Below are 20,510 nucleotides of genomic sequence, written 5' to 3'. Positions count from 1 at the left end.
CGGGGGAAACGCACCGCGCGGGTAGGGGCCCTGGTCCGGGCGGCCTCTGTGGCCGCCGGCCAGGGGAAATGCAGACGGAAAGGAGCCCCCAGCCTAGCATCAAGGAGGTGTGATAGGCAATCGCCTCCGTTTTGCCGGGCCTGCCGGCGGCAACGGGGGCGGGGAAGGATTCCCCAAGACGTGGCCTCCGGCCGCGCCTTGACGTTGCCGCGCGGCCGGCGCATCATGCAGCATCCGGCGAAACCCGGAGGGATGGGGGAGCTTTCATGCGCGCCACACGCTATCTGCTGTCAAGCCTCGTTGCCGAGGGCGTGGACCATGTGTTCCTGGTGCCGGGCGGCCTGGTCGATCCCTTCCTGCCCGATCTGGCGGCCACCCCCGGCCTGACCCCGATCGTGGCCGCCCACGAGTCCGGCGCGGCCGCCATGGCCGACGGCTATGCCCGGGCCTCGGGGCGGTTCGGCGCCTGTCTGGCCATCGGCGGACCCGGGGCGACCAATCTCGCCACCGTGGCCGCCTCGGCCCGGGCCGACGCCTCGCCGGTCCTTTTCCTCACCGGCCAGGTGCCGACGGACTGGGAAGGGCGCGGCGGGTTCCAGGACTCTTCGGCCGCCACCTTCGACGACACGGCTCTTTTGTCCCATGTCACGGCCGCCTCCCTGTCCGTCGAAAACCCGCATCTCGTCCACCACCACCTGCGGGCCTGCCTGACCCGGATGCTGGCCGGCCCCAAGGCTCCGGTCCACATGAGCCTGCCGCTGGACATCCAGCGGGCCGACGTGGCCGCGCCGTGGGAGCCCCTCGACGAGTCGGTCTACCGACCCCGGTTCGCGGATAGGGCGGCGGTGGAGCGGTTGTGGCGCATCCTCGTGCCCGAGGGCGGCGGCGCGGCGCCGGTCCGGGTGGCCATCCTGGCCGGAGCCGGGGTGGAGAAGTCCGGGGCCACGGAGAGCCTGACCGCCTTTGCCGAGCAGTTCGAGATTCCGGTGGCCACCACCCTCCGGGCCAAGGGCGTTTTCCCGGAGGACCACCGGCTTTCGCTCGGCGTCTTCGGCTACGCCGGCCACCGACCGGCCATCGAGGCCCTGCTTTCGGGCCAGGTCGAGGTGCTGATCGTCCTCGGCAGCGGCCTGTCCCAGCGCGACACCCTCTTCTGGGACGCGAAGATGCTTCCCAGCCGGGCCCTGGTCCAGGTGGACGTGGACCCGACCGTCGTCGGCCGCACCTTCCACACCCACGTGCCCGTTGTCGGCGACTGCCGGGCGGCCCTGGCCCTCATGATGGAGCCCGGCTCGGCCCGGATCATGCGGTTTCGGTCCGGCAACGAATCACGGGCCGCCTGGCTGGGCGGCATCCGCCAGTCCGGCCGGACCTGCTACGACCCCGAGCAGATGACGAGCGAGGCCGTGCCGCTCCACCCTGCCCGGGTGGCGGCCGAACTGCGCCGGGCCTTGCCGCGCGAGGCGGCCGTGGTGGTCGACTCCGGGGCGCACCGAGCCTTTTTCGCCCATTATTTCCAGGCGTTCGGTCCGCGAACCTATTTCACGGCCGCCAACCTCGGCCCCATGGGCTGGGCCATCGGGGCGGCCATCGGCGTCCAGGCGGCCCGTCCCGGCCGGCCCGTCGCCTGCGTCACCGGCGACGGGTGCATGCTCATGCACGGCATGGAAGTGGCCACCGCCGCCCGCTACGGCTTTCCCATCCTCTACGTGGTGATCAACAACGGCGCCCTTGGCAACGTCTGGCTGCGGGCGGTAGAGGACGGGCCCGGGGCCGGGGCCCTGGCCGAGCTGCCGGGCCGCGACTTCGCGGCCTTCGGCCGGGCCATGGGCGCCCGGGGCCTCGCCGTCACCCGCCCGGAAGAGCTGGCCCCGGCCTTTGCCGAGGGACTGGCCGGCAACGGGCCGTGCGTGATCGACGTCCGCTGCGACCGCACGGCCAGGACGCCGGTGTCGCCCTTCGCGGCGGCGAAAAAGGCCTGGGTGGACGAGGAATAGGCGCGGCCGGAGGGAGGGCGGCCGCCTGACGGGGATCGGACCGGGCGTCGAGGATGGCCTGGGGGCGGGTTTCCTCCCTACTCCTCCTCGCCCGTCCCGCCTTCGAGGGCCTGCCCCAATTCTTCGGCCCGAAGCTTGCGGCGCAGGATCTTGCCGCTCCTTGTCCTTGGCAGCGTGTCGCGCAGTTCCACCGCCTTGATGACGACGATGGGGCCGAGTTCGCGGCGGACGTGGGCGCGCAGCTCCGAGGCGAAGGCGTCGGCGTCGGCAAAGGCGGCCCGCCACTCGGGCGCGGCCACGACAAAGGCCTTGGCCACCTCGCCCTTGATCTTGTCCGGCAGCCCGACGACCGCCGCTTCCGTGACCAGCCGGTGGGCGCAAAGCGCGGCCTCGACCTCGGCCGTGCCCACGCGGTGGCCGGCGATATTGAGCACATCGTCGGCCCGGCCCTGGATCCAGAAATAGCCGTCCTCGTCGCGCCGGGCCACGTCCCCGGCGAAGTAGCAGCCCGGAATCCTCTCCCAATAGTCCCTGGCGTAGCCGGCGTCGTCGCCTTCAAGCGTGGTCAGCATGGCCGGCCAGGGCTTTTTGACGACCAGGAACCCGCCCTGGCCCGGGGGCACGGCCTGGCCCTTGTCGTCCACCACGTCGGCCGCGATGCCGGGCAGGGCCTTGCCCACGGACCCGGGTTTGAGGACCGAGATCGGCATGGGGGAAATCATGGCCATGCCGGTCTCGGTCTGCCACCAGGTGTCGAGGACCGGGCAGTTGGACCGGCCGATGTGCTTGTAAAACCACATCCAGGCCTCGGGCCCGAGCGGCTCGCCCACGCTGCCAAGGAGGCGCAAGGTCGAGAGGTCGCGCTTTTTGGGATACTGGGGCCCGTAGCGCATGAGCATGCGGACAAGGGTCGGGGTGGCGTAGAAGATGGTGGCCCCGTAGCGTTCGATGATGGTCGGCAGGCGGTCGGCCTGGGGATAGAGCGGGTGGCCTTCGTAGAGGATGACCGTGGCGCCGGTCAGAAGGGGCCCGTAGACGCCGTAGGTGTGGCCGGTGATCCAGCCCGGGTCGGCGGTGCAGAAGTGGATGTCGGTGGGTTTGATGTCGAAGACCGTGCGGAAGGTGTGGCTGGCCCCGACCATGTAGCCGCCGTGGTTGTGGACCACGGCCTTGGGCCGGCCGGTGGTGCCGGAGGTGTGGAGCCAGAAAAGCGGGTCCCCGGCCTCCATGATTTCGGTCGCCGCCTCGGGCGACTCCTGGCGCAGGAGGTCGTGGTAATACAGATCGCGCGGCTCCTGCATGTCGATGTCGTCGCCGGTGCGGCGAACGACCACCACGGTCTCGGCCGTCTCGCCCCTGACCCCGGGCAACGCCTCGTCCACCACCGCCTTCAGGTTGATGCAGCGGCCGCCCCGGTAGAAGCCGTCGGCCGTGACGAGCACCCGGGCCTTGGAGTCGTTTAGGCGTTCGCGCAGGAATTTGGCCGAGTAGCCGGCAAAGACGAAGACGTGGACGGCCCCGATCTTGGCCGCGGCCAGCATGGCCACGACCGTTTCGGGAATGGGCGGCATGTAGAGGCAGACCCGGTCGCCGCGCGACACGCCAAGGGCGCGAAGTGCCCCGGCCAGGCGGTTCACTTCCCGGTAGAGCTCGAAATAGGTGAACTTGCGGCAATCCCCGGCCTCGCCCTCCCAGATCAGCGCCAGCTTGTTTTTCGTCCAGATGTGGACGTGCCGGTCCAGGGCGTTGTGCACGATGTTGGTGCGGGCCCCGGGAAACCAGCGGTAAAAGGGGGCCTTCCCGTCGTCCAGCACGGCGTCCCATTTGCGGTGCCACTCCAGTTCCAGGGCGGCCTTCTCCCAGTAGGCCAGATGGTCGGCCTCGGCCAGTCGGTAGGCCTCGGCCAGGTCGGCCGGCTTGACGTTGGCCTCGATGACCGTGGCCGGGGCCGGCCGAAACACCCGTTCCTCGACGAGCAGGGCATCCAGGGTTCCGGTCGGTGTCATCGTCTCCTCCTCGCGAAGGCGTTGCTAAAGTGGGCAGGACGGGCAGGGGGGAAGCCTCCGGCGGCCAAAGGGCTTTTGCCCTTTGGAATCCCAGGAGAATTGAGACTACAATAAGCTGGGATGCGTGTGTTATTCATAGATACTCCGCCGAAGGCCCTCTCATGACCACGCGCCATTGAAAAAGGCGCCGCGCATTGCGCCATGCCGTCAAATCCCCTTTCGGGGGGTCCGGGGGGGATGATCCCCCCCGGCCGCCGGAGGCTTCCTTCCGTCCACACTTTGCTCCACGCACCATCATCACAGCCCCAGAATCTGTTTCAGTTCGCCGATGCGGCGGCGGCCGATGGGGAGCTCGATGCGGGTCTTGCCGGCCGTGCGCAGCATGAAGTTGCCGCCCGGGAGCGTGGCGATTTCCGTCACCTGGTCGAGGTTGACCAGGTACTTGCGGTGAACCCGGAAGAAACGGTGGGGCCGCAGGCGCTCTTCCAGGTTCTTCAGGCGATACGAGGTGAGGAGTTTTTTGGCGGCCGTGTGCACAAAGGAATAGTCCTCGTAGGCCTCAATGAAAAGGATCTGGGTGTAAGGGAGGAGAATGGTGCGGCCGTCGAGGGTGATGGGCAGCTTTTCGATGTCCACCGGCCGCTCGTGGCGGATGTCCCAGGCCTGGCGCAGGGCGGTCAGGAACCGGTCCTCCTCGTCCTCTCCCAGGGGGAGTTGCACCGTCTCCTCGGTCTCGGCGTCGTCGCCGTCGTTGCCGGTCCGGTCGGACGGCTGGCCGGCGGCGCGCCACTCCGGGGCCGGGGCCTCGCGAAAGGCCGGCCGGTAGCGGGCCAGCCGGTCCAGGGTCTGGGCGAAACGCTCCCGGGTAAAGGGCCACAGCAGATAGTCGGCCGCGCCGAGCTCGAAGGCCCGGAAGGCCCGGGCCTCGTCCCCGGCGATAAAGACCAGCCCCGGCCGGCGCTTGGCGGCCAGGAGCGCCTCGGCCAGCTCGAAGCCGCCGACCTCGCCCGGCAGGTCCACGCCGCAAAAAAGCAGGCCGTAGGGAATGGCCCGCAACAGCTCCGACGCCTCGTAGGCGTCGGCGGCCTCGCCGAGGACCCGGATGAAATCCAGGCCCGAAAGCCCGTCCCGCAGGGCGGTGCGGACGGCGGGGTCGGGGTGGACGAGCAGGGCGGTGATGCGGTCCATGGCCGGCCTTAGTCCGCCTCGAAGAGGGACGGCAGGCTTTTCCGGTCGGCCAGGGCGGCGCGCAGGCGCCCGGCCATGGCTTTGGCGTCGGCCGCGTCGAGCACGGTGTCGGCGCTTCGGGCAAAGGCGGCCATGGCGTCGTTGTCCGTGAAATCCCCGACCAGGACCAGGGCCAGCCGCTCCCGGACCCGGCCGGGCAGGGCGGCCACGTCGGCCACAAGCGCCGCCGTCGCCGGCCCGTCCCCGGCCACGACCACGGCCGGAGCGTGGGCGAGGAGATCGGCCCGGGCCTTTCCCGGGTCGGTGGCGCACAGCACGTGCCAGTCCGGCCCGGGAAAGGCCTCGGCCACGGCCCCGGCCCAGGCCGGAGAGCGCGCGGGAACCGGCGGCAGGGCGGCCAGCACGACCACGGCTCCGGCCGGCACCGGGCTCGGGGGCAGGTCGGGCGCGGCGGGGCGCGGCGGCGGAGCCGGGATGGCGGCGGGCGCGGCGACCACGGAGACGGCGGCGGGGGCGGCCGGGTCGGGCGATGAGGCGGCGGGGGCGGCCGGGTCGGGCGATGGGGCGGGGGGGGGCGTCCGGTCCGGGGCCCCGTCAAAGACCGCGCCGCCCGGCGTGCGGACAAAGGTCCGGCGGGCGCCGCAGGCCGGGCAGGTGAAGGCCGCCCGGCCGCCCACCGGCAACTTGTCCGGAGAGAGGCTCACGGTGTGGCCGCCGCAGGGGCAGGCGATGGCCGTCATGCCGGTCATGGCCGCCCTCCCCGGGCCGGGCCCGCCGCCCCGGGTCCGTCCTCTTCGGGCGGCGGCAGGTCCAGGGTCAGGCCGGTGATGGACGAGACGGGCTGGCCCCGGCCGGCCTTGACCGTGTCCAGGGCCCGGGCCAGGGCGGCCCGGTCCGAGGCCCGGCTGATGGCCGTCTCCTCGGTGATGGTCCCGGCCGCGAAAAGGGCGGCCGTGGAGGCGTCGAAGGTGACCATGCCGTAGGGCTCGCCCTGCTCCAGGATGTCGGAAAAGCCTTCGCTCCCGTCTTTTCCCGCGAGGATGCGCTCGCGGGTACGCAGTGTCGCGGCCAGGACCTCCACCGACACGGCCCGGCCGCCGCCGACCCGGGGCAGCAGGCGCTGGGCCGCCACGAAACGCAGGCTGCCGGCCAGCCGCTGCCGGGCCAGCCGCTCCTCGCTCGGGCCGAAAAAGGCCAGCAGCCGTTCCACGGCCCCGGCGCAGTCGGCGGTGTGGAGGGTGGCCAGGACGAGGTGCCCGGTCTCGGCCGCGCCGAGGGCCGCGTCCACCGTCTCCCGGTCCCGGGCCTCGCCGACCAGGATGACGTGGGGGGCTTGGCGCAGGGCCGCCCGGATGCCGTCGGCAAAGGACGGGAAATCCGTGCCGAGCTCCCGCTGGCTGACCACGCCCCGGCCCGGGGGGAAAAGGCTCTCCACCGGATCCTCCAGGGTGACCACGTGGACCGGCCGGTCGGCCAGGATGGCCGTGGCCAGGGCGGAAAGCGTGGTGGATTTGCCGGAGCCGGTGGCCCCGACCACCAGGACCAGTCCCTCGGCCAGGGTTGCCATGCGGGTGAAAACCGGCGGCAGGCCGAGAGAGGCAAGGGGCGGCGGCGCGTCCGGCAGGCGGCGCAGCACCAGCCCCAGGCTGTCCCCGGCCCGGTAGGCGTTGGCCCGGAACCGGACGCCGGCCGGATGGGCGTAGGCCGCGTCGCAGCTGCCCCGGATCCGCAGGTCGGCCAGGAGCCGCGCGTCCCGGCCGAGGAGCCCCCGGGCCAGGGTTTCGGTCTGGCGGGGGGTGAGGGCCCCGGCCACGCCCGGCAGGGCCGGCAAGGGGACGAACGCGCCGTCGACGAGCGCCCCCGGCGGGGACCCGGACGCGAACAGGTAGTCCGAGGCGGCCGGGGCGGCGGCCAGGGCGGCCCCGGTGAGGGCGTGCAGGATCCGGCGGGGCACGGCCTTACGCCTCCCTGGCGGACAGGTTCGGGGCGAAATCCGCGAACCGGGATTTGTTGAAGGCGTTGCGCCAGGCGTCGGTGCCGTCAATGCGGCCCCCGGCCAGAAGCTCCAGCAGGGATTCGTCCAGAAGCCGCATGCCATGGGCCTTGCCCGTCTCCATGACTGACGGGATCTGGAAGGTCTTGTTCTCGCGGATGAGGTTTCGGACCGCCGTGTTGGCCAAAAGGAGCTCCAGGGCCAGGACCCGGCCCGGCGTGTCGGCCCGGCGCAAAAGCGTCTGGGAGATGACGGCCGAGAGCGACTCGGACAGGGCCGAGCGGATCTGCGCCTGCCGGTCGCCGGGAAAGACGTCGATGATCCGGTCGATGGTCTTGGCCGCCGAGACCGTGTGCAGGGTGGAAAGGACCAGATGCCCGGTTTCGGCCGCCTCCAGGGCCAGCTCGATGGTTTCGAGGTCGCGCATTTCCCCGACCAGGATGATGTCCGGGTCCTCGCGCAGGGCCCCGCGCAGGGCGGCGGCAAAGGACCGGGTGTCGCGGCCGACCTCGCGCTGGTTGACCAGGCAGGTGGCCGGGGCGTGGACGAACTCGATGGGGTCCTCGATGGTGATGATGTGGTCGCGCCGGTTCTCGTTGGCCTGGCGGACCATGGCGGCAAGCGTGGTGGACTTGCCCGAGCCCGTGGGGCCGGTGACGAGCACGAGCCCCTTGGGGCGCATGGAAAGCTCGGCCAGGACGGCCGGCAGGCCGAGTTCGGCCAGTGTCGGCACGGTCTCGGGGATGGCCCGGAAGGCGGCGGAAATGCCGCGCTCCTGGCGGAAGTAGTTGGCCCGCAGCCGGCCGATACCCGGCGCGGCGTAGGCGAAGTCCAGGTCGCCGGTCTCCTCGAAGGTCTTGACCAGCCGTTCGGGCGCGATCTCGTAGAGGAGCGCCTTTAATTCCTCGGCTTCGAGGACCTTGTATTTGATCCGCTCCAGCCGGCCGTTTAAGCGCAACAGCGGCTGGGAGCCGCTGGCCAGATGCAGGTCCGAAGCGCCGGTTTCCTTGAGCATTTTAAAAAAGGCGTCGATCTGGGCCATGGCACCGCCAGGTTTTGTCGTATGCGAATGGCGGACCCTAGCATGGATGCCCGGAGGATTGGAATCGCCCGGAAGCGGGGGATTCCGGCCGGGCACGGCTTTTGTAAGGCTCGGGGCACGGCCTCCTCTGTTGTTGGGAGAGAGTGCCGCAAACCCTGGGTTTTTCCAGCAGGGGGGCGATGGGAAGGATCGCCGGGAGTTTAACGGAATGAAACGGTCACAGGCCAGCAGTCACAAAGTGGAACGCCGGGGCGGACGCGACGCGGGGCCGTGGGCAATTTTTTTTGGCCGGAGCCGACCGTAAGTATCGCTACATAGCGATAAGGAGCGTCATGCGATGCAGGAGAAGCAAGGAGAGGTCAAGGAGACCTACACGGTCCAGGAAGTGGCCCGGCTGCTCAAGTGCAGCGACCAGACGGTGCGCAAGTTCATCCGGGGCCGGACCCTTCGCGGGGTCAAGGTCGGACGGGGCTGGCGCATCAGCCACGACGAAGTGGTGCGTTTGACACGCTTGCAAGGATAGGGACGCGTTTGGGGCGGACGCCCGGATGCCCGGGCGCTTCGCCGGGACAGGCGGCCGGGGCTGTAGCCGGCAACGGAAGGCGGGAGACGACACATGGCCAAGGAGAGCAAACCCACGCCGAACCAGCGGCTTTTGGAGCTGATCCGGCGTTCCGGCCCGGGAGCGGCCGCAGGGGAGCGTTCCGTTGGATCGCCTGCCGGCTCGCCGAACGGGACAGGGGAGGCCAACCCGTTCTGGGGCCGGTTCTCCCGGCCCAAGGTCGTCCATGTCGGCGTGGACATCTCCCAGGCCCAGCTGACGTGTGTCAAGATCCGGGGCCAGGACGCCGGCTTCGAAGTCCTCGGCACGGCCATCGCCCCCGTGCCCGAGGGGGTCGCGCCGGGAAGCCCGGAATTCGTGGCCCTCTTGCGGCGCACTCTGTCGGACCTGTGCGGTCCCGGCCCCCTGCCGCGCATCTGGGCCGCAGCCCAGAGCGCCCGGGCCAACCTCCAGTTCGTGACCATCCCCAAGGTGCCGTCCCGGCAGGTGGACAACGCCGTCTTCTGGACGGCCAAGAAGGACATGGCCTTTGACGAAGGCTCGGTCATCTTCGATTTCGAGCGCCGGGGCGAGGTGGCCGAGAAGGGAACGACCCGGATCGGGGCCATGGCCTACACCGCGCCGCGCGAGGCCGTGGCCGTGGTGCGCGCCGACTTCGCCCGGGCCGGGTTCCCCCTGGCCGGACTGACGCTCGAACCGTTCGCCCACCAGAATTTCTTTCGCCGCCGCATCGTGCCGGGAGCGGGCGGAGCCACGGCCAACCTCCACGTGGGGCAGAATTGGTCGCGCCTGGAGATTTTCAGCAACGGCAACCTGATGTTCATGCGCGTCATCAAGACGTCCATGTCCGGCATGGAGCAGGCCGTGCAGGAGGCCCTGGAGACGGCCCTGGCCGTCTCGCCGCCCCCGCCCTCGGACCGCGGCATGTCCCTGGCCCCGGGGCTGGACGGGGCGGCGGTCCTCGACCTTGACGCGTCCGGGACCGAGGATTCGGGGCTGGTGCTGGAACTCGATCCCGAGCCGGCTGCGGCCCAGTCCTCCGCTCCGCCCGGCCCGTTCGATCCGGCCGATACGCCCGGCCCGGCTCCGGCGGCCGGACCGGCCGTGACTCCGGCCCACGCCCGGGAGGTCTTCGAGAGCATCCTCTACGGCTGCGACCACCTCGACGACTGCCATCCCGGCCAGGGGCTCGGCCCGGAAGAGGTCATGGCCATGCTCGAACCCGTGGCCTCGCGGCTGGTGCGGCAGGTGGAGATGACGCTCAAGCACTACCGGGAATCGCTCGGCTACGAGGCGGTCTCGCACCTGACCGTGTCGGGCCTCCTCGGCGCCAGCCGGCTTTTCGTCGCCTACATCGGCGAGCAGGCCGGCCTGCCCTGCTCGCCGCTCGATCCCATGGCCGGGCGCGTCCTGGAGAGCCCGGCCATGGGCGGCCCGCCGATCCCCGGTTCCGTCTACACCCAGGCCCTGGGGCTGGCTTTTTCCGATCCGGACGTGACGCCGAACGCGCTGTTCACCTACCGGGAAAAGGCCACGGTCAACGCGTCGCGCCGTCTGGAGCAGTGGAGCCTGGTGAGCCTGGCCGTGGTGCTGGCGGCCATGGCGATTTTTTCCGTCAGCGCCGCGTCCACGCGCCGTACCCTGGCCCGGGAGCGGGACGGGCTGGCCGGCGAACTGGCCGCCCTCGGCGGCACCTCGGACATGGCCACCCTGACCCGGATGAGCGGCGAGCTGCAGGACCGGCGCAAGGCCCTGCACGCCTACGCCGCCCGCAACCGGGCCGTCGGCGTCTGGGGCGAGGCCCTGGCCCTGGCTCCCCAGGGTGTGGGCCTCGGCAACCTGACCGCCGAGTTCGGCCCGCCCGTCGAATCGGCCAGGCCGGCGGCCGGGGGCGCACAACCGGCCAAGGAGGCCAAGGCCTCGGCCCGGCTGGTGATCGAGGGCATGGTCACGGGCGATTCCAGGCTTTTCGACTCCATGCTGGCCAGCTACGTGGTGGCCCTCGAGAACTCGCCGCTCTTCGAGGACGTTTCCGTCAAAAAAAGCGAACTCGAAGCCCTTGACGGCGGCGCCACCGGGCTGCGGTTCGTCATCGGCCTTTCGGTGCCGGAGAGCTAGGCCATGACGCTTGCGGAACTCAAAAATCGCCTGCCTGCCCGCACCCTGGCCGTGCTCGTCGCCGGTGCGGTCATTGCCGTGGGGTTCGTGGCCGTCTTCATCATCCCCGACACCCGCGAGGCCGAGGCCCTGCGGCACCAGATCGGGCAGCTGCGGGCCAACCTGGAGCTGCGCCGCCAGCTTTTGCCCGTGGCCCAGTCGCTCAAGGATGCCCAGGCCGGGTTGCCGTCCGTCGGTCCGGTCGGCGGCGGCGAGCGGCTGCCCCTGGCCGAAGTGGGCCGGCTGGCCGGGATCATGGACGGTCTGGCCGCGCCGCTCGGGCTGCGGGTCAACCGGGTTTCGCCGGACCCGTCCTCGGTCACCCGCAACGGGCTGGTGGCGGTCAGGCTCGGCCTCGTCGGTCCGGCCGATGCCTTTCGGGAATTCTTGCTGGCCCTTGGCCGGTACGGCCCCCTGGTCAAGGTCGAATCCCTGACCACCGCGGTGGACCGGGATGGGCGCGAGTACACGGTGAAATGCTGGCTGGCCGTCCGATGACGGGCGGCAGGGCAGGGAGCGTGGGCAATGAGCCGGCGTGAAAAGATCCTTCTGGCGGCAACGGCCGTGGTGGCGGTCATCGGGCTCGTGACGCTCCTTGGAGACAAGACCCCGCCCGTGGCGCCGCCGCAGCGTCCGGCGGCGGGCGAGGCCGCCAAGGCCGCGACCATGCTCAAATCCATCCAGGACGCGGCCCTGGGCCCCCACGAGGTGGCGGTGCTGGCGGCCATCGACCGGAAATGGCGGGAGGCGGCCTTTTACGACCGGCCGCTGACCGGGCGCGAGGTGGCCAAACCCACGGTCCTGCCGCGCTACACCGGCTACGTCGAACTCGGCACGGGCCGGCTGGCCGTCCTCGACGGCATGGAGTACCAGGCCGGCGACCCGCTGGATGGCGGCATCTACAAAGTGTTTTCGATCACCCCGGACCAGGTGGTCCTGGAAAATCTGGGCAGCGGGCAGCAGGTCACGGTCCAGGCCGAGGGCCAGGACTCCCGGTAACGGCGGCCGGGATGTGCCGGCGCGGCACGAGGGAGAGTTCTATGCGAGGTCGGCTCATGGGTGCGAGAGGGTGGATGAAAAAGGGCGGGACGTGCCTTTTGGCCGTCAGTCTGGCGGCGGCGGGGTGCGTGAAAAAGCCCCAGAAGGATGCCTTCATCGAGCACTGGGATGTCCAGGCCCAGAAATCGGAAGGCTTCTCGCCCAATCCCCATCCGCGCAAGGTGGAATTTTCCAGGGCCGCCATCACCGCCAGGCCGGAGGAAAAGGCCGAGGCCAAGCCGGCCCGGGCCCTGCCCAAGCAGAAGGTGACGCTTCGGATGTACGACACCGACCTCGTGGCCGTGGTCCGGGCCATGGCCCGGGCCGCCAACCAGAACGTGGTCCTGTCCTCCTCCATCCCGGGATCGACCGGGGCCGGCCAGGAAAAGGGGCTCAAGGTCAACGTCAATGTGGTGGAAGCCCCCTGGGACGAGACGTTCACGAGCCTTTTGTCGTCAAACGGGCTGGCCTATTCCGTGGAAGGCGACATCATCCGGGTCCTGACCCTGGCCGACATGGAGCAGCAGCAAAAGCTCAAGGAAGCCAAGAACAGGATGGCGGCCGAATCGGTCCGGGCCAAGGAACTCGAACCCTATGCCACGGCCCGGGTCGAGATCAATTACGCGGAGCTCTCCAAGATCTACGCCACGCTGTCGAGCATGTGCGGGTCCGCGTCCACGGCCATGCCGGGCGGACAGGAGAACAAGCAGGGGGCCCAGCCCGGCCAGACGCTCCGGGACATCACGCCGACCAGCGCCACGGACGACACCATAAAGATCCACGGCGCGGGCGGGCCGCGCCGGCCAGGCCAGCTCAACTGCTCGGTGGTGCCGGACCAGCACAGCAATTCCATCATCATCCAGGCCCCCCAGGCCGACGCCGAAAAGCTGGTGGCCCTGATCGAGCAGCTCGACAAGCCGCGTCCCCAGGTCAAGCTCAAGGCCTTCATCGTCCAGACCGACCGGGACACGGCCCAGCAGCTCGGCGTGCAGTGGGGCGGGCTGCTGAAAAACTCCAATTTCCAGCTGTCGCCGGCCCAGGCCGGAACCATCGCCTCCACCACCACCTCGGGCTCGACCGGGGCCAACAACGGCAGCACGACCACCACCGGCGGCACGGCCGGCACCACCATGGCCTCGACGACCACGGCCGCCAACGGCGGCAACGCCAGCACGACCACCACCAACAACATGACGCCCATTTTCGGCGGCGGCACCTCGGGCCAGGGGTTCGCCATCAACAATCCGGCCAACCTGACCTCGGCCGCCACGGGCCTTGGCGCGGCCGGCACCGGACTCAATTTCCTTTTCGGCAAGATCGGCGAAAACGTGCTCGAAGCGCAGCTGACGGCCCTGGCCGAGGAGAACAAGATCAAGATCCTTTCGAGCCCGACCATCACCACCATGGAAAACCTGTCGGCCTTTGTGGAGAACGGCAAGGACATCCCCTACGTCTCCACCTCGCAAAACGGCACCAACGTCCAGTTCGCCCACGCCACCCTGAAGCTCGAAATGCTGCCCCACGTGGTGGACGGCAGCAACCTGCGCATGAAGATCGTGGTGAAAGACGACCAGGTCGATCCCAACCAGGGCAACTGGGTCCAGGGCAACCCGCCCATCTACAAGCGCGAGACCCAGTCCAACCTGGTGGTCGAGGACGGGGACACCATCGTCATCTCCGGACTCACCCGCGACACCGTGACCGACGCCAACTCCGGGGTGCCCTTCCTGCGCGACATCCCGGGGCTCGGCTGGGCGTTTAAGGCCAAAAGTTCCGACATCCACCGGGAAGAGATGCTCATCTTCATCACCCCGGTCATTTTGCAGGAAAAACCCGTCGCGCCCGTGCCGCCGGTGGCCGGCGTCATCGAGCCGCCCGTGGCCATGGCCGCTGCCTCGCGGCCGTAAGAAGCAAAGGAGTCCGCCATGAGCTATTATAAGGCCCTTGGACTGTTGCGGGAGCCGTTTTCCAATTCGCCGGACCCGGACCTTCTCTACCGGGCCAGGACCCACCTGGAGTGCCTGCAGCACATGGAGATCGCGGTGCGCCTGCGCCGCGGCCTCAATGTCGTCCTTGGCGAGGTGGGCACGGGCAAGACCACCCTTGGCCGCGAACTGGCCCGCCTGCTGGCCGAGGACGGGAGCGTCGAGGTCCATTTCCTGGACGATCCCTACCAGCCCACGCCGCTTGATTTCCTAAAGGCCCTGTCCCGACTTTTCGGGCTCGACGGCGGCGAGGCCGCGGACGACGCCGGTCTTTTGCGCGAGACGCTCAAGGCCGGGCTTTCGGCCCGGGGCGAGGGGGACCGCATCGTGGCCCTGATCGTGGACGAGGGGCAAAAGATGACGCCCGAGTGCCTGGAGCTTTTGCGCGAACTCTTAAACGTCGAGACCAACACCCACAAGCTCCTGCAGATCGTAATCTTCGCCCAGACCGAGTTCGAGGACGTGCTGGCCGCCCGGCCCAACCTCGACGACCGGGTGAACTTCCGCTACCGCCTCCTGCCGCTCGACCGCGGGGAGACCCGACGCATGATCGAGACCCGTCTGGCCCTTTGCACGCCAGACGGGCTCGTCCCACCCGTCTTCACCCCCCTGGCCCTGCGCCGCATCCACCGGCTGACCCGGGGCTACCCGCGAAAGATCGTGCGCCTTTGCCACCTGTCCATGCTGCTGGCCGTGGGTTTCGGCAAACCCCGCATCGGCTGGGGCCTGGTCGGCCGGGCGGCCCGGCAGTCGCGCGGCGGGGCCCGGGCCTGGCTGCGTCCGGCGGCCGTGGCCGGGACCCTGGGCGCGGCGGCCCTGGCCGGCCTGCTTTTCCACGGCCCCGGCCTGCCCGGGGCGCGACAGACGGCCCTTGGCCTTTTGCTCCGGGCCACGGCCGCCCTCGAAGGCGGTTCGGCCGCTTCCCTGGCGCCCAAGGCGTCGCTTCCGGTTGCGTCCTTCCTCCAGGAGCCGGCCGGGACTCCCCAGGCGCCCGAGGAAACCGCGCCAGGCATGGACGGGGTCTCCGTGGACGGCTCCTGGGAGGAGGCGGAGGTGGCCGAGCCCGCCGCGACGGGCCAGACGGCCGAGAGCGTTCCGGCGGCCCGGGCAGCCGAAGCGGACGTGGCGGCCCGGCCGGAGCCGGCGTCGGAAAGGGCCGAGGCCGCGCCGGCCACGCCCGGGCAGCGGTTCACGGCTTGGGCCCTGCGAGCCGAGACCGTGCCCCGTCCGGCGGCTGCGGCCTCCCGCCGGCCGGCTCCGGACGCCGCCGCCGCCGTCCCGGCCGAAACGGCCGGCCCGTCCCGGGCCACGGCCCCCTTGTCCCGGCAGGGGCTCGGCGCGGCCCTGGACCTGGCCACGGCCGCCTTCCCGCCCGACGCTCCCGAGCAGGTCATCGTCATCGCCGCCGAAGGGGCCGGCAACGCCGCAGCGGCCGACGCCCGGCCGGCCGAGGCAGCGCCCGAAACCCTCGGCACCTGCGTGGTGCGCCCCGGCTGGACCGTCAGCCGGCTGGCCAACAAACTCTACGGCAACGGCGGCCGGCAGGTGCTCGCCCAGCTGGCCAAGGCCAATCCCGGACTCGACTTCGAGCGGGTGCGGGCCGGCGACGCCGTCGTCTACCCGGCCCTGGCGGCCAAGGCCCCGCCGGCCGGCTCCTATCTGGTCAAGGTGGCCGGGGTCGCGGACCTGGAAGAGGGTTTCGCCTCCATCGCCAAATGGAAGGAAAAGTTCGGGCTGGCCCTTTCCCTCTACTGCACCGGCCACCCTGGCGCCGGCCTTCGCGTCGAGGTGGTGCTGCCGGCCCTTTTCCCGAACCGGGACGCGGCCGGGGAGGCCCTGGCCGCGCTGCCGGCCGAACTGGCCGGCCAGGCCGCCCTCGTCGGGGGCTACCCGGCCGGCACGACCTTTTACACGGACCTCGGCGAGGGCAAGGTCAGGCGGACGGGCAAGGCCCCGGTCCCGGCCCGGCAGGTGGCGGAACGGCGGCCCACGCCGTTTGTGGCCCCGTTCCAGCCCCAGGTGCCCTGACCCGGGCCCGGCCCGGGAAACGCCCCGCCACACCGCCAAACGGTTGAAGGATCACGGATGGAGCCCAGAAAACGCCTCCGCCTCGGCGAAATGCTCGTCGCCGCCGGACTCGTGACCGAGGACAAGCTGCGCCAGGCCCTGGCCGCGGGCAAGCGCGGGGGGCTTCGGCTCGGCCAGCAGCTCGTGCGCGACGGCACGGTCAAGGAATCGGACATCGTGGACCTGATCAGCCGGCAGATGGGGCTGGCCAAGTACACGCCCGAGCGGTTTCCCGTGGACGGCAACCTGGCCCTGCTCATTCCGGCCGAAATGGCCCTGCGTTCCAAGCTTGTGCCCCTGTCCAAAAGCGGCAACCTGATCCGGGTGGCCATGTCCGATCCCCTGGACATCAGCGCCATCGAAGACATCGAGATCTACAAGAACTGCGAGGTGGAGCCGGTCATCTGCACCGAGCGCGAGCTTGGCCATCTGACCAGCGCCATCTACGGCATGGGCCTTGGCCTCGAAGGCGTGCTCGACAGCATCGAGTCCATGCGCGACGGCGAGGAGCAGCCGGCCTCCCGGACCAACGAGGACATGCAGGTCAGTTCCCTGGAGGACATGGCCGGCGAGGCCCCGGTGGTCCGGTTCGTCAATTCGCTTCTTTCCCAGGCCGTGCGCGAGGGGGCAAGCGACGTGCACATCAGCCCCGAGCGCGACCAGGTCCAGATCCGCATGCGCATCGACGGCAAGCTCAAGGCCGTGCCCTCGCCGCCCAAACCCATGATCCTGCCTATTGTCTCGCGCATAAAAATCCTCGGCAACCTCGACATCTCGATCAGCCGCGTGCCCCAGGACGGCCGGTTTTCCGTGGCCATCGACAAGCGCGAGATCAACATCCGCGTCTCGACCCTGCCGACCATCCACGGCGAGAACCTGGTGTTGCGCCTGCTCGACATGAGCGCCGGGGGCCTGCTCCTGACCGACCTCGGCCTTGCTCCCGACGACCTGGCCAAGCTGCGGCTGGTGGTCGAGCGACCCTACGGCATGTTCCTGGCCACGGGCCCGACGGGCTCCGGCAAGTCGACCACGCTTTTCGCGCTTCTTCGCGAGATCAGCCGGCCGGACATCAACGTGGTGACGCTCGAGGACCCGGTCGAATACCGCATGGAAGGGGTCCGGCAGGTGCAGCTCAACCGCAAGGCCGGCATGACCTTTGCCAGCGCCCTGCGTTCGACCCTGCGCCAGGACCCGGATGTGGTCCTGGTCGGCGAGATCCGCGACGCCGAGACCGCGGCCATCGCCACCCAGGCGGCGCTTACCGGCCACAAGGTCCTCTCCACGGTCCACACCAACGACGCGGCCGGCGCGGTCATGCGCCTCATGGACATGGGCATCGAGCCCTTCCTGGTCTCCTCGGTCCTGGTCGCCTCCATCGCCCAGCGCCTCGTGCGCCGCATCTGCCCCAACTGCGCCGAGCCCTACACGCCAAAGCCGGAGGTCCTGCGCTTCTGGAACCTCGAGGGGGCGACCGGGGCCACCTTCCTGCGCGGGCGGGGCTGCTACCTGTGCGGCGATTCCGGGTTCAAGGGCCGGGTCGGGCTCTACGAGATCCTGGTCATCGACGAGGACATCCAGGACATGGTGGCCAGGCGGGCCACCTCCCGCGAGATCAGCCGGTTCGCGGCCGATTCGGGGCGCCTCAAACTCCTGCAGGACGACGCGCGGCTCAAGATCCTCGAAGGCAAGACCACCTTCGAGGAAGCCTCCTCCGCGGTCATGCTCTAACGACCGCCAACCGGGATAAGGAGCGCCAGCCGTGCCGCAATTCACCTACGAGGCCATCAACGAGGCCGGCAACACCGTCAAGGGGGCCCTCGAGGCCGAGAGCCCCGAGGCGGTCAAAAACCGCCTGAGCGCCATGGGCTATATCCCGGTCGCGGTCCAGCGTGGGTCCGGCGGAGCGGAAGGCGGCTTCATTGAGGGCCTGGAGGCCGCGCTTTCCGGGGTCAAGGCCCAGGAACTCATCCTTTTCACCAAGCAGTTCAAGACCATGCTCGGCGCCGGCCTGTCCATGCTCGAGATCCTGCGGGTCCTGGAGCAGCAGTCGGAAAACCCGCGGTTGCGCAAGGTTTGCGCCCGCATGTCCGACGACGTGAAAAAGGGGGCCTCCATCTCCGACGCCCTGGCCGTCCACAAGCGGGTCTTTTCCGAACTCTACGTCAGCATGGTCCGGGCCGGCGAGGCGGCCGGGGCCCTGCCGCAAGTCCTCGACCGCCTCATCTACATCATCTCCCACGAGCATCAGGTCCGCTCGGACATCAAATCGGCCCTGCAATACCCCATCACCGTGGTCATCGCCCTGGTCGGGGCGTTTTTCTTCCTGCTCAAATTCGTGGTGCCGGTCTTTGCCCAGATCTTCGCCAACGCCAAGGTGGAGCTGCCCTGGCCCACGCGGGTGGCCCTGACGCTGAACCTCTTCGTGGACAAGTACTGGTACGTCACCTTCGGCGGGCTGGCGGCCGTGGTGGCGGGCCTGTATTTCTGGTTTCGGACCGAGCAGGGCAAGGTGGCCCGGGACGGGTTTTTCCTGCATCTGCCCGTCATCGGCCTCCTTTTCCGCAAGGCGGCCATGTCCCGGTTCGCCTCGATCTTCTCCATTCTGCAGGCCAGCGGCGTGCCGGTCCTGACCACCATCGACATTCTGGTCGGCACCATCGGCAATGCGGCCATTGCCAAGGAATTCCGGCGGATCCAGGACATGATCCGCACCGGCCAGGGCCTGGCCGGCCCGCTTTCCCGGGCCAGGTACTTCACGCCCATGGTCGTGACCATGGTGGCCGTCGGCGAGGAGTCGGGCAACCTCGACGAGATGCTCGCGGCCATAAGCGAGCACTACGACGCCGAAGTCAGCTATTCGGTCAAGCGCCTGTCCGACGCCCTGGGGCCGATTCTCATTGTCGGCCTGGCCGGCGTGGTGGGTTTTTTCGCCTTGGCCATCTTCCTGCCCATGTGGGACATGTCGCAGGTCGCGTTCAAGCGCTGAGCCGGGAGCGGAAATCCATGCGGCGACATTTCAACGTGAGTCTGGCGGTCCTTGTGCCGCTCATCCTGGGCGGAGTGGCCGCGTTGGCCGTCCTTTGCGCCGGTTTCCTGCCGCAGTTTTTTCCCGGTCTCCGGAAGGCCGGAGACGCCATGGTGCCGGCCCTGGCCGCCGGCCTGTCGGTGGCGGCCGTGTCGGCCACCTTCGTGCTCCTGGCCCTGCGCCCCATCCGGCGCCTGCTCGCCACGGCGCCGCCGGGCCTGCGCCAGGCTTCGGCGCCGGACGGCCCGCCGCTTGGCGAGTTCGACCGCCTGGAGCTGGTGGCCGGGCAGATGGCCGAGGTCCTCGGCAAGCTCGACGCCCGGGCCCTGTTCCCGGAGATGGTCGGGGAGAGCCGGATCATGCGCGGCTTTTTCTCCCAGCTCCTCAAGGTCGCCGCCACCGACGCCACAGTGCTCCTCCTCGGCGAATCGGGCACGGGCAAGGAGCTGGCCGCCCAAAGCATCCACGCCAAAAGCGGCCGGGCGGCCGGGCCGTTCGTGGCCGTCAACTGCGCCGCCATTCCGGACGGGCTCCTTGAAAGCGAGCTTTTCGGCCACGAGAAGGGGGCCTTCACCGGGGCCGTGGCCCGGAAGATCGGCCGGTTCGAGCAGGCGGCCGGGGGCACGCTCTTTCTGGACGAGATCGGCGACATGCCGCTCGACACCCAGGCCAAGATCCTGCGGGTCCTGGAAACGCGCCGGTGCGAACGGGTCGGCGGCAGCAGATCGGTGGCCCTTGACGCCCGGATCGTGGCCGCCACCCACCGGGACCTGCCGTCCATGATCCGTCAGGGCGAGTTCCGCGAGGACCTCTTCCACCGGCTGAACGTCTTTCCGCTCCGGGTGCCGTCTTTGCGGGAACGCCGCGAGGACATCCCGCTTCTGGCCGAACGGTTTTTGGAAGTCCTGCGGCCCGGGGCGACGCTTTCGGTCGAGGCCTTGCAACGCCTGGTCGCCTCGCCGTGGCCGGGCAACGTGCGCGAGCTCAAAAACGCCATCGAGCGGGCCGTGGTCTTGGCCGGCAACGGCGACGACGTCTCGCGCCACCTATGCGGGGGTGTCGGGGGCGGGCCGGACCGGGCCGGCGCCGCCGGCGAGCCGGGTTCGCTCGACGACCGGCTGGCCTTTTACGAAAAGACCTTGATCGAGGCGGCCCTGGCCCGCACGGGCGGGGTCCAGTCCCGGGCGGCGGTGCTCCTTGGCATCAAGGAACGCAGCCTGTGGCACCGGGTGAAAAAGCTGGCCATCGATCCGGCTGTGTTCAAGGATTCCGGAGAGTGATGGTCGTTCCTCCATTTCTTGGTGGACGGGTCATCAAATTTTGGAGGACTGGGCCGCCGGCTCCCGGACCGGCAAGAGGCCAGATAGGCCAAGTTCTCTTCATTCCAAGATTTTTCTGTGGCAACGGTGTTGGCATGGACCATGCTTAGAGAAAAACGCCGCCCCGGCGG

General features: G+C 69.8%; 15 protein-coding genes. 10 read left to right on the top strand and 5 right to left on the bottom strand.

Annotated elements, in window-relative coordinates; genetic code table 11:
- Nucleotides 1-266: 266 nt before the first annotated feature.
- Nucleotides 267-1,997 carry a thiamine pyrophosphate-binding protein gene (locus tag DFW101_RS07255; protein ID WP_009180861.1) on the top strand — a complete coding sequence of 577 codons (1,731 nt, stop codon included), beginning with the start codon at nt 267-269 and terminating at the stop codon, nt 1,995-1,997.
- A 77-nt stretch (nt 1,998-2,074) separates the two neighbouring features.
- Here DFW101_RS07255 and acs read toward each other — a convergent pair whose 3' ends face one another.
- The 5 genes from acs to DFW101_RS07230 all read right to left on the bottom strand — a co-directional run bounded on the left by acs (nt 2,075) and on the right by DFW101_RS07230 (nt 8,226).
- Nucleotides 2,075-4,003, bottom strand: coding sequence for an acetate--CoA ligase (acs, locus tag DFW101_RS07250; RefSeq protein WP_009180860.1), 1,929 nt, complete (start codon nt 4,001-4,003; stop codon nt 2,075-2,077).
- 297 nt (nt 4,004-4,300) lie between these two features.
- The gene (locus DFW101_RS07245) at nt 4,301-5,191 is read right to left on the bottom strand and encodes a LytR/AlgR family response regulator transcription factor (protein ID WP_009180859.1); all 891 of its coding nucleotides are present in this window, start codon (nt 5,189-5,191) and stop codon (nt 4,301-4,303) included.
- An 8-nt stretch (nt 5,192-5,199) separates the two neighbouring features.
- Nucleotides 5,200-5,940: a hypothetical protein gene (locus DFW101_RS07240; protein ID WP_009180858.1), complete on the bottom strand. Its 741-nt coding sequence runs from the start codon at nt 5,938-5,940 to the stop codon at nt 5,200-5,202.
- Nucleotides 5,937-7,145, bottom strand: a complete 1,209-nt coding sequence (locus DFW101_RS07235; protein WP_009180857.1) for a type IV pilus twitching motility protein PilT — start codon at nt 7,143-7,145, stop codon at nt 5,937-5,939. Before DFW101_RS07235 ends, DFW101_RS07240 begins: the two co-directional genes overlap by 4 nt.
- Before the next feature lie 4 nt (nt 7,146-7,149).
- Nucleotides 7,150-8,226, bottom strand: a complete 1,077-nt coding sequence (locus DFW101_RS07230; RefSeq protein WP_009180856.1) for a type IV pilus twitching motility protein PilT — start codon at nt 8,224-8,226, stop codon at nt 7,150-7,152.
- A gap of 337 nt (nt 8,227-8,563) precedes the next feature.
- Between DFW101_RS07230 and DFW101_RS07225 the strand changes: the two genes are divergently transcribed.
- The 9 genes from DFW101_RS07225 (at nt 8,564) to DFW101_RS07185 (ending at nt 20,340) form a co-directional block, all read left to right on the top strand.
- The gene (locus DFW101_RS07225) at nt 8,564-8,749 is read left to right on the top strand and encodes a helix-turn-helix domain-containing protein (protein ID WP_009109720.1); all 186 of its coding nucleotides are present in this window, start codon (nt 8,564-8,566) and stop codon (nt 8,747-8,749) included.
- Nucleotides 8,750-8,842: 93 nt separating this feature from the next.
- Complete coding sequence (locus DFW101_RS07220; protein WP_009180855.1) at nt 8,843-10,906, top strand: type IV pilus biogenesis protein PilM; 2,064 nt, start codon at nt 8,843-8,845, stop codon at nt 10,904-10,906.
- Nucleotides 10,907-10,909: 3 nt separating this feature from the next.
- Complete coding sequence (locus DFW101_RS07215) at nt 10,910-11,443, top strand: amidohydrolase family protein (RefSeq protein WP_009180854.1); 534 nt, start codon at nt 10,910-10,912, stop codon at nt 11,441-11,443.
- 27 nt (nt 11,444-11,470) lie between these two features.
- On the top strand, nt 11,471-11,944 hold the full coding sequence (locus tag DFW101_RS07210) for a hypothetical protein (protein WP_009180853.1): 474 nt from the start codon (nt 11,471-11,473) through the stop codon (nt 11,942-11,944).
- A 56-nt stretch (nt 11,945-12,000) separates the two neighbouring features.
- The gene (locus DFW101_RS07205) at nt 12,001-13,890 is read left to right on the top strand and encodes a secretin N-terminal domain-containing protein (protein WP_009180852.1); all 1,890 of its coding nucleotides are present in this window, start codon (nt 12,001-12,003) and stop codon (nt 13,888-13,890) included.
- A gap of 18 nt (nt 13,891-13,908) precedes the next feature.
- A complete protein-coding gene (locus DFW101_RS07200; RefSeq protein WP_009180851.1) occupies nt 13,909-15,996 on the top strand; it encodes an ExeA family protein in 2,088 nt (695 codons plus the stop codon).
- Nucleotides 15,997-16,053: 57 nt separating this feature from the next.
- Entirely contained in the window at nt 16,054-17,763 is a 1,710-nt protein-coding gene (locus DFW101_RS07195; RefSeq protein ID WP_009180850.1) for a GspE/PulE family protein, read from the top strand.
- Between the two features lie 31 nt (nt 17,764-17,794).
- The gene (locus DFW101_RS07190; protein WP_009180849.1) at nt 17,795-19,021 is read left to right on the top strand and encodes a type II secretion system F family protein; all 1,227 of its coding nucleotides are present in this window, start codon (nt 17,795-17,797) and stop codon (nt 19,019-19,021) included.
- A gap of 17 nt (nt 19,022-19,038) precedes the next feature.
- Nucleotides 19,039-20,340, top strand: a complete 1,302-nt coding sequence (locus DFW101_RS07185; RefSeq protein WP_009180848.1) for a sigma-54 interaction domain-containing protein — start codon at nt 19,039-19,041, stop codon at nt 20,338-20,340.
- The last annotated feature ends 170 nt before the right edge of the window (nt 20,341-20,510 follow it).

This window comes from Solidesulfovibrio carbinoliphilus subsp. oakridgensis (assembly GCF_000177215.2).
GTDB classification, from domain to species: Bacteria; Desulfobacterota; Desulfovibrionia; order Desulfovibrionales; family Desulfovibrionaceae; genus Solidesulfovibrio; species Solidesulfovibrio carbinoliphilus.
The sequence above is the reverse complement of the archived record's forward strand: the minus strand, read 5'-3'. Positions and strand labels throughout refer to the sequence as shown.

Bases quoted from the DNA above. Each gene is read 5' to 3' on its own strand.
- DFW101_RS07255 (WP_009180861.1), top strand. From the start codon at position 267: ATGCGCGCCACACGCTATCTGCTGTCAAGCCTCGTTGCCGAGGGCGTG.
- acs (WP_009180860.1), bottom strand. From the start codon at position 4,003: ATGACACCGACCGGAACCCTGGATGCCCTGCTCGTCGAGGAACGGGTG.
- DFW101_RS07245 (WP_009180859.1), bottom strand. From the start codon at position 5,191: ATGGACCGCATCACCGCCCTGCTCGTCCACCCCGACCCCGCCGTCCGC.
- DFW101_RS07240 (WP_009180858.1), bottom strand. From the start codon at position 5,940: ATGACCGGCATGACGGCCATCGCCTGCCCCTGCGGCGGCCACACCGTG.
- DFW101_RS07230 (WP_009180856.1), bottom strand. From the start codon at position 8,226: ATGGCCCAGATCGACGCCTTTTTTAAAATGCTCAAGGAAACCGGCGCT.
- DFW101_RS07225 (WP_009109720.1), top strand. From the start codon at position 8,564: ATGCAGGAGAAGCAAGGAGAGGTCAAGGAGACCTACACGGTCCAGGAA.
- DFW101_RS07220 (WP_009180855.1), top strand. From the start codon at position 8,843: ATGGCCAAGGAGAGCAAACCCACGCCGAACCAGCGGCTTTTGGAGCTG.
- DFW101_RS07215 (WP_009180854.1), top strand. From the start codon at position 10,910: ATGACGCTTGCGGAACTCAAAAATCGCCTGCCTGCCCGCACCCTGGCC.
- DFW101_RS07210 (WP_009180853.1), top strand. From the start codon at position 11,471: ATGAGCCGGCGTGAAAAGATCCTTCTGGCGGCAACGGCCGTGGTGGCG.
- DFW101_RS07205 (WP_009180852.1), top strand. From the start codon at position 12,001: ATGGGTGCGAGAGGGTGGATGAAAAAGGGCGGGACGTGCCTTTTGGCC.
- DFW101_RS07200 (WP_009180851.1), top strand. From the start codon at position 13,909: ATGAGCTATTATAAGGCCCTTGGACTGTTGCGGGAGCCGTTTTCCAAT.
- DFW101_RS07195 (WP_009180850.1), top strand. From the start codon at position 16,054: ATGGAGCCCAGAAAACGCCTCCGCCTCGGCGAAATGCTCGTCGCCGCC.
- DFW101_RS07185 (WP_009180848.1), top strand. From the start codon at position 19,039: ATGCGGCGACATTTCAACGTGAGTCTGGCGGTCCTTGTGCCGCTCATC.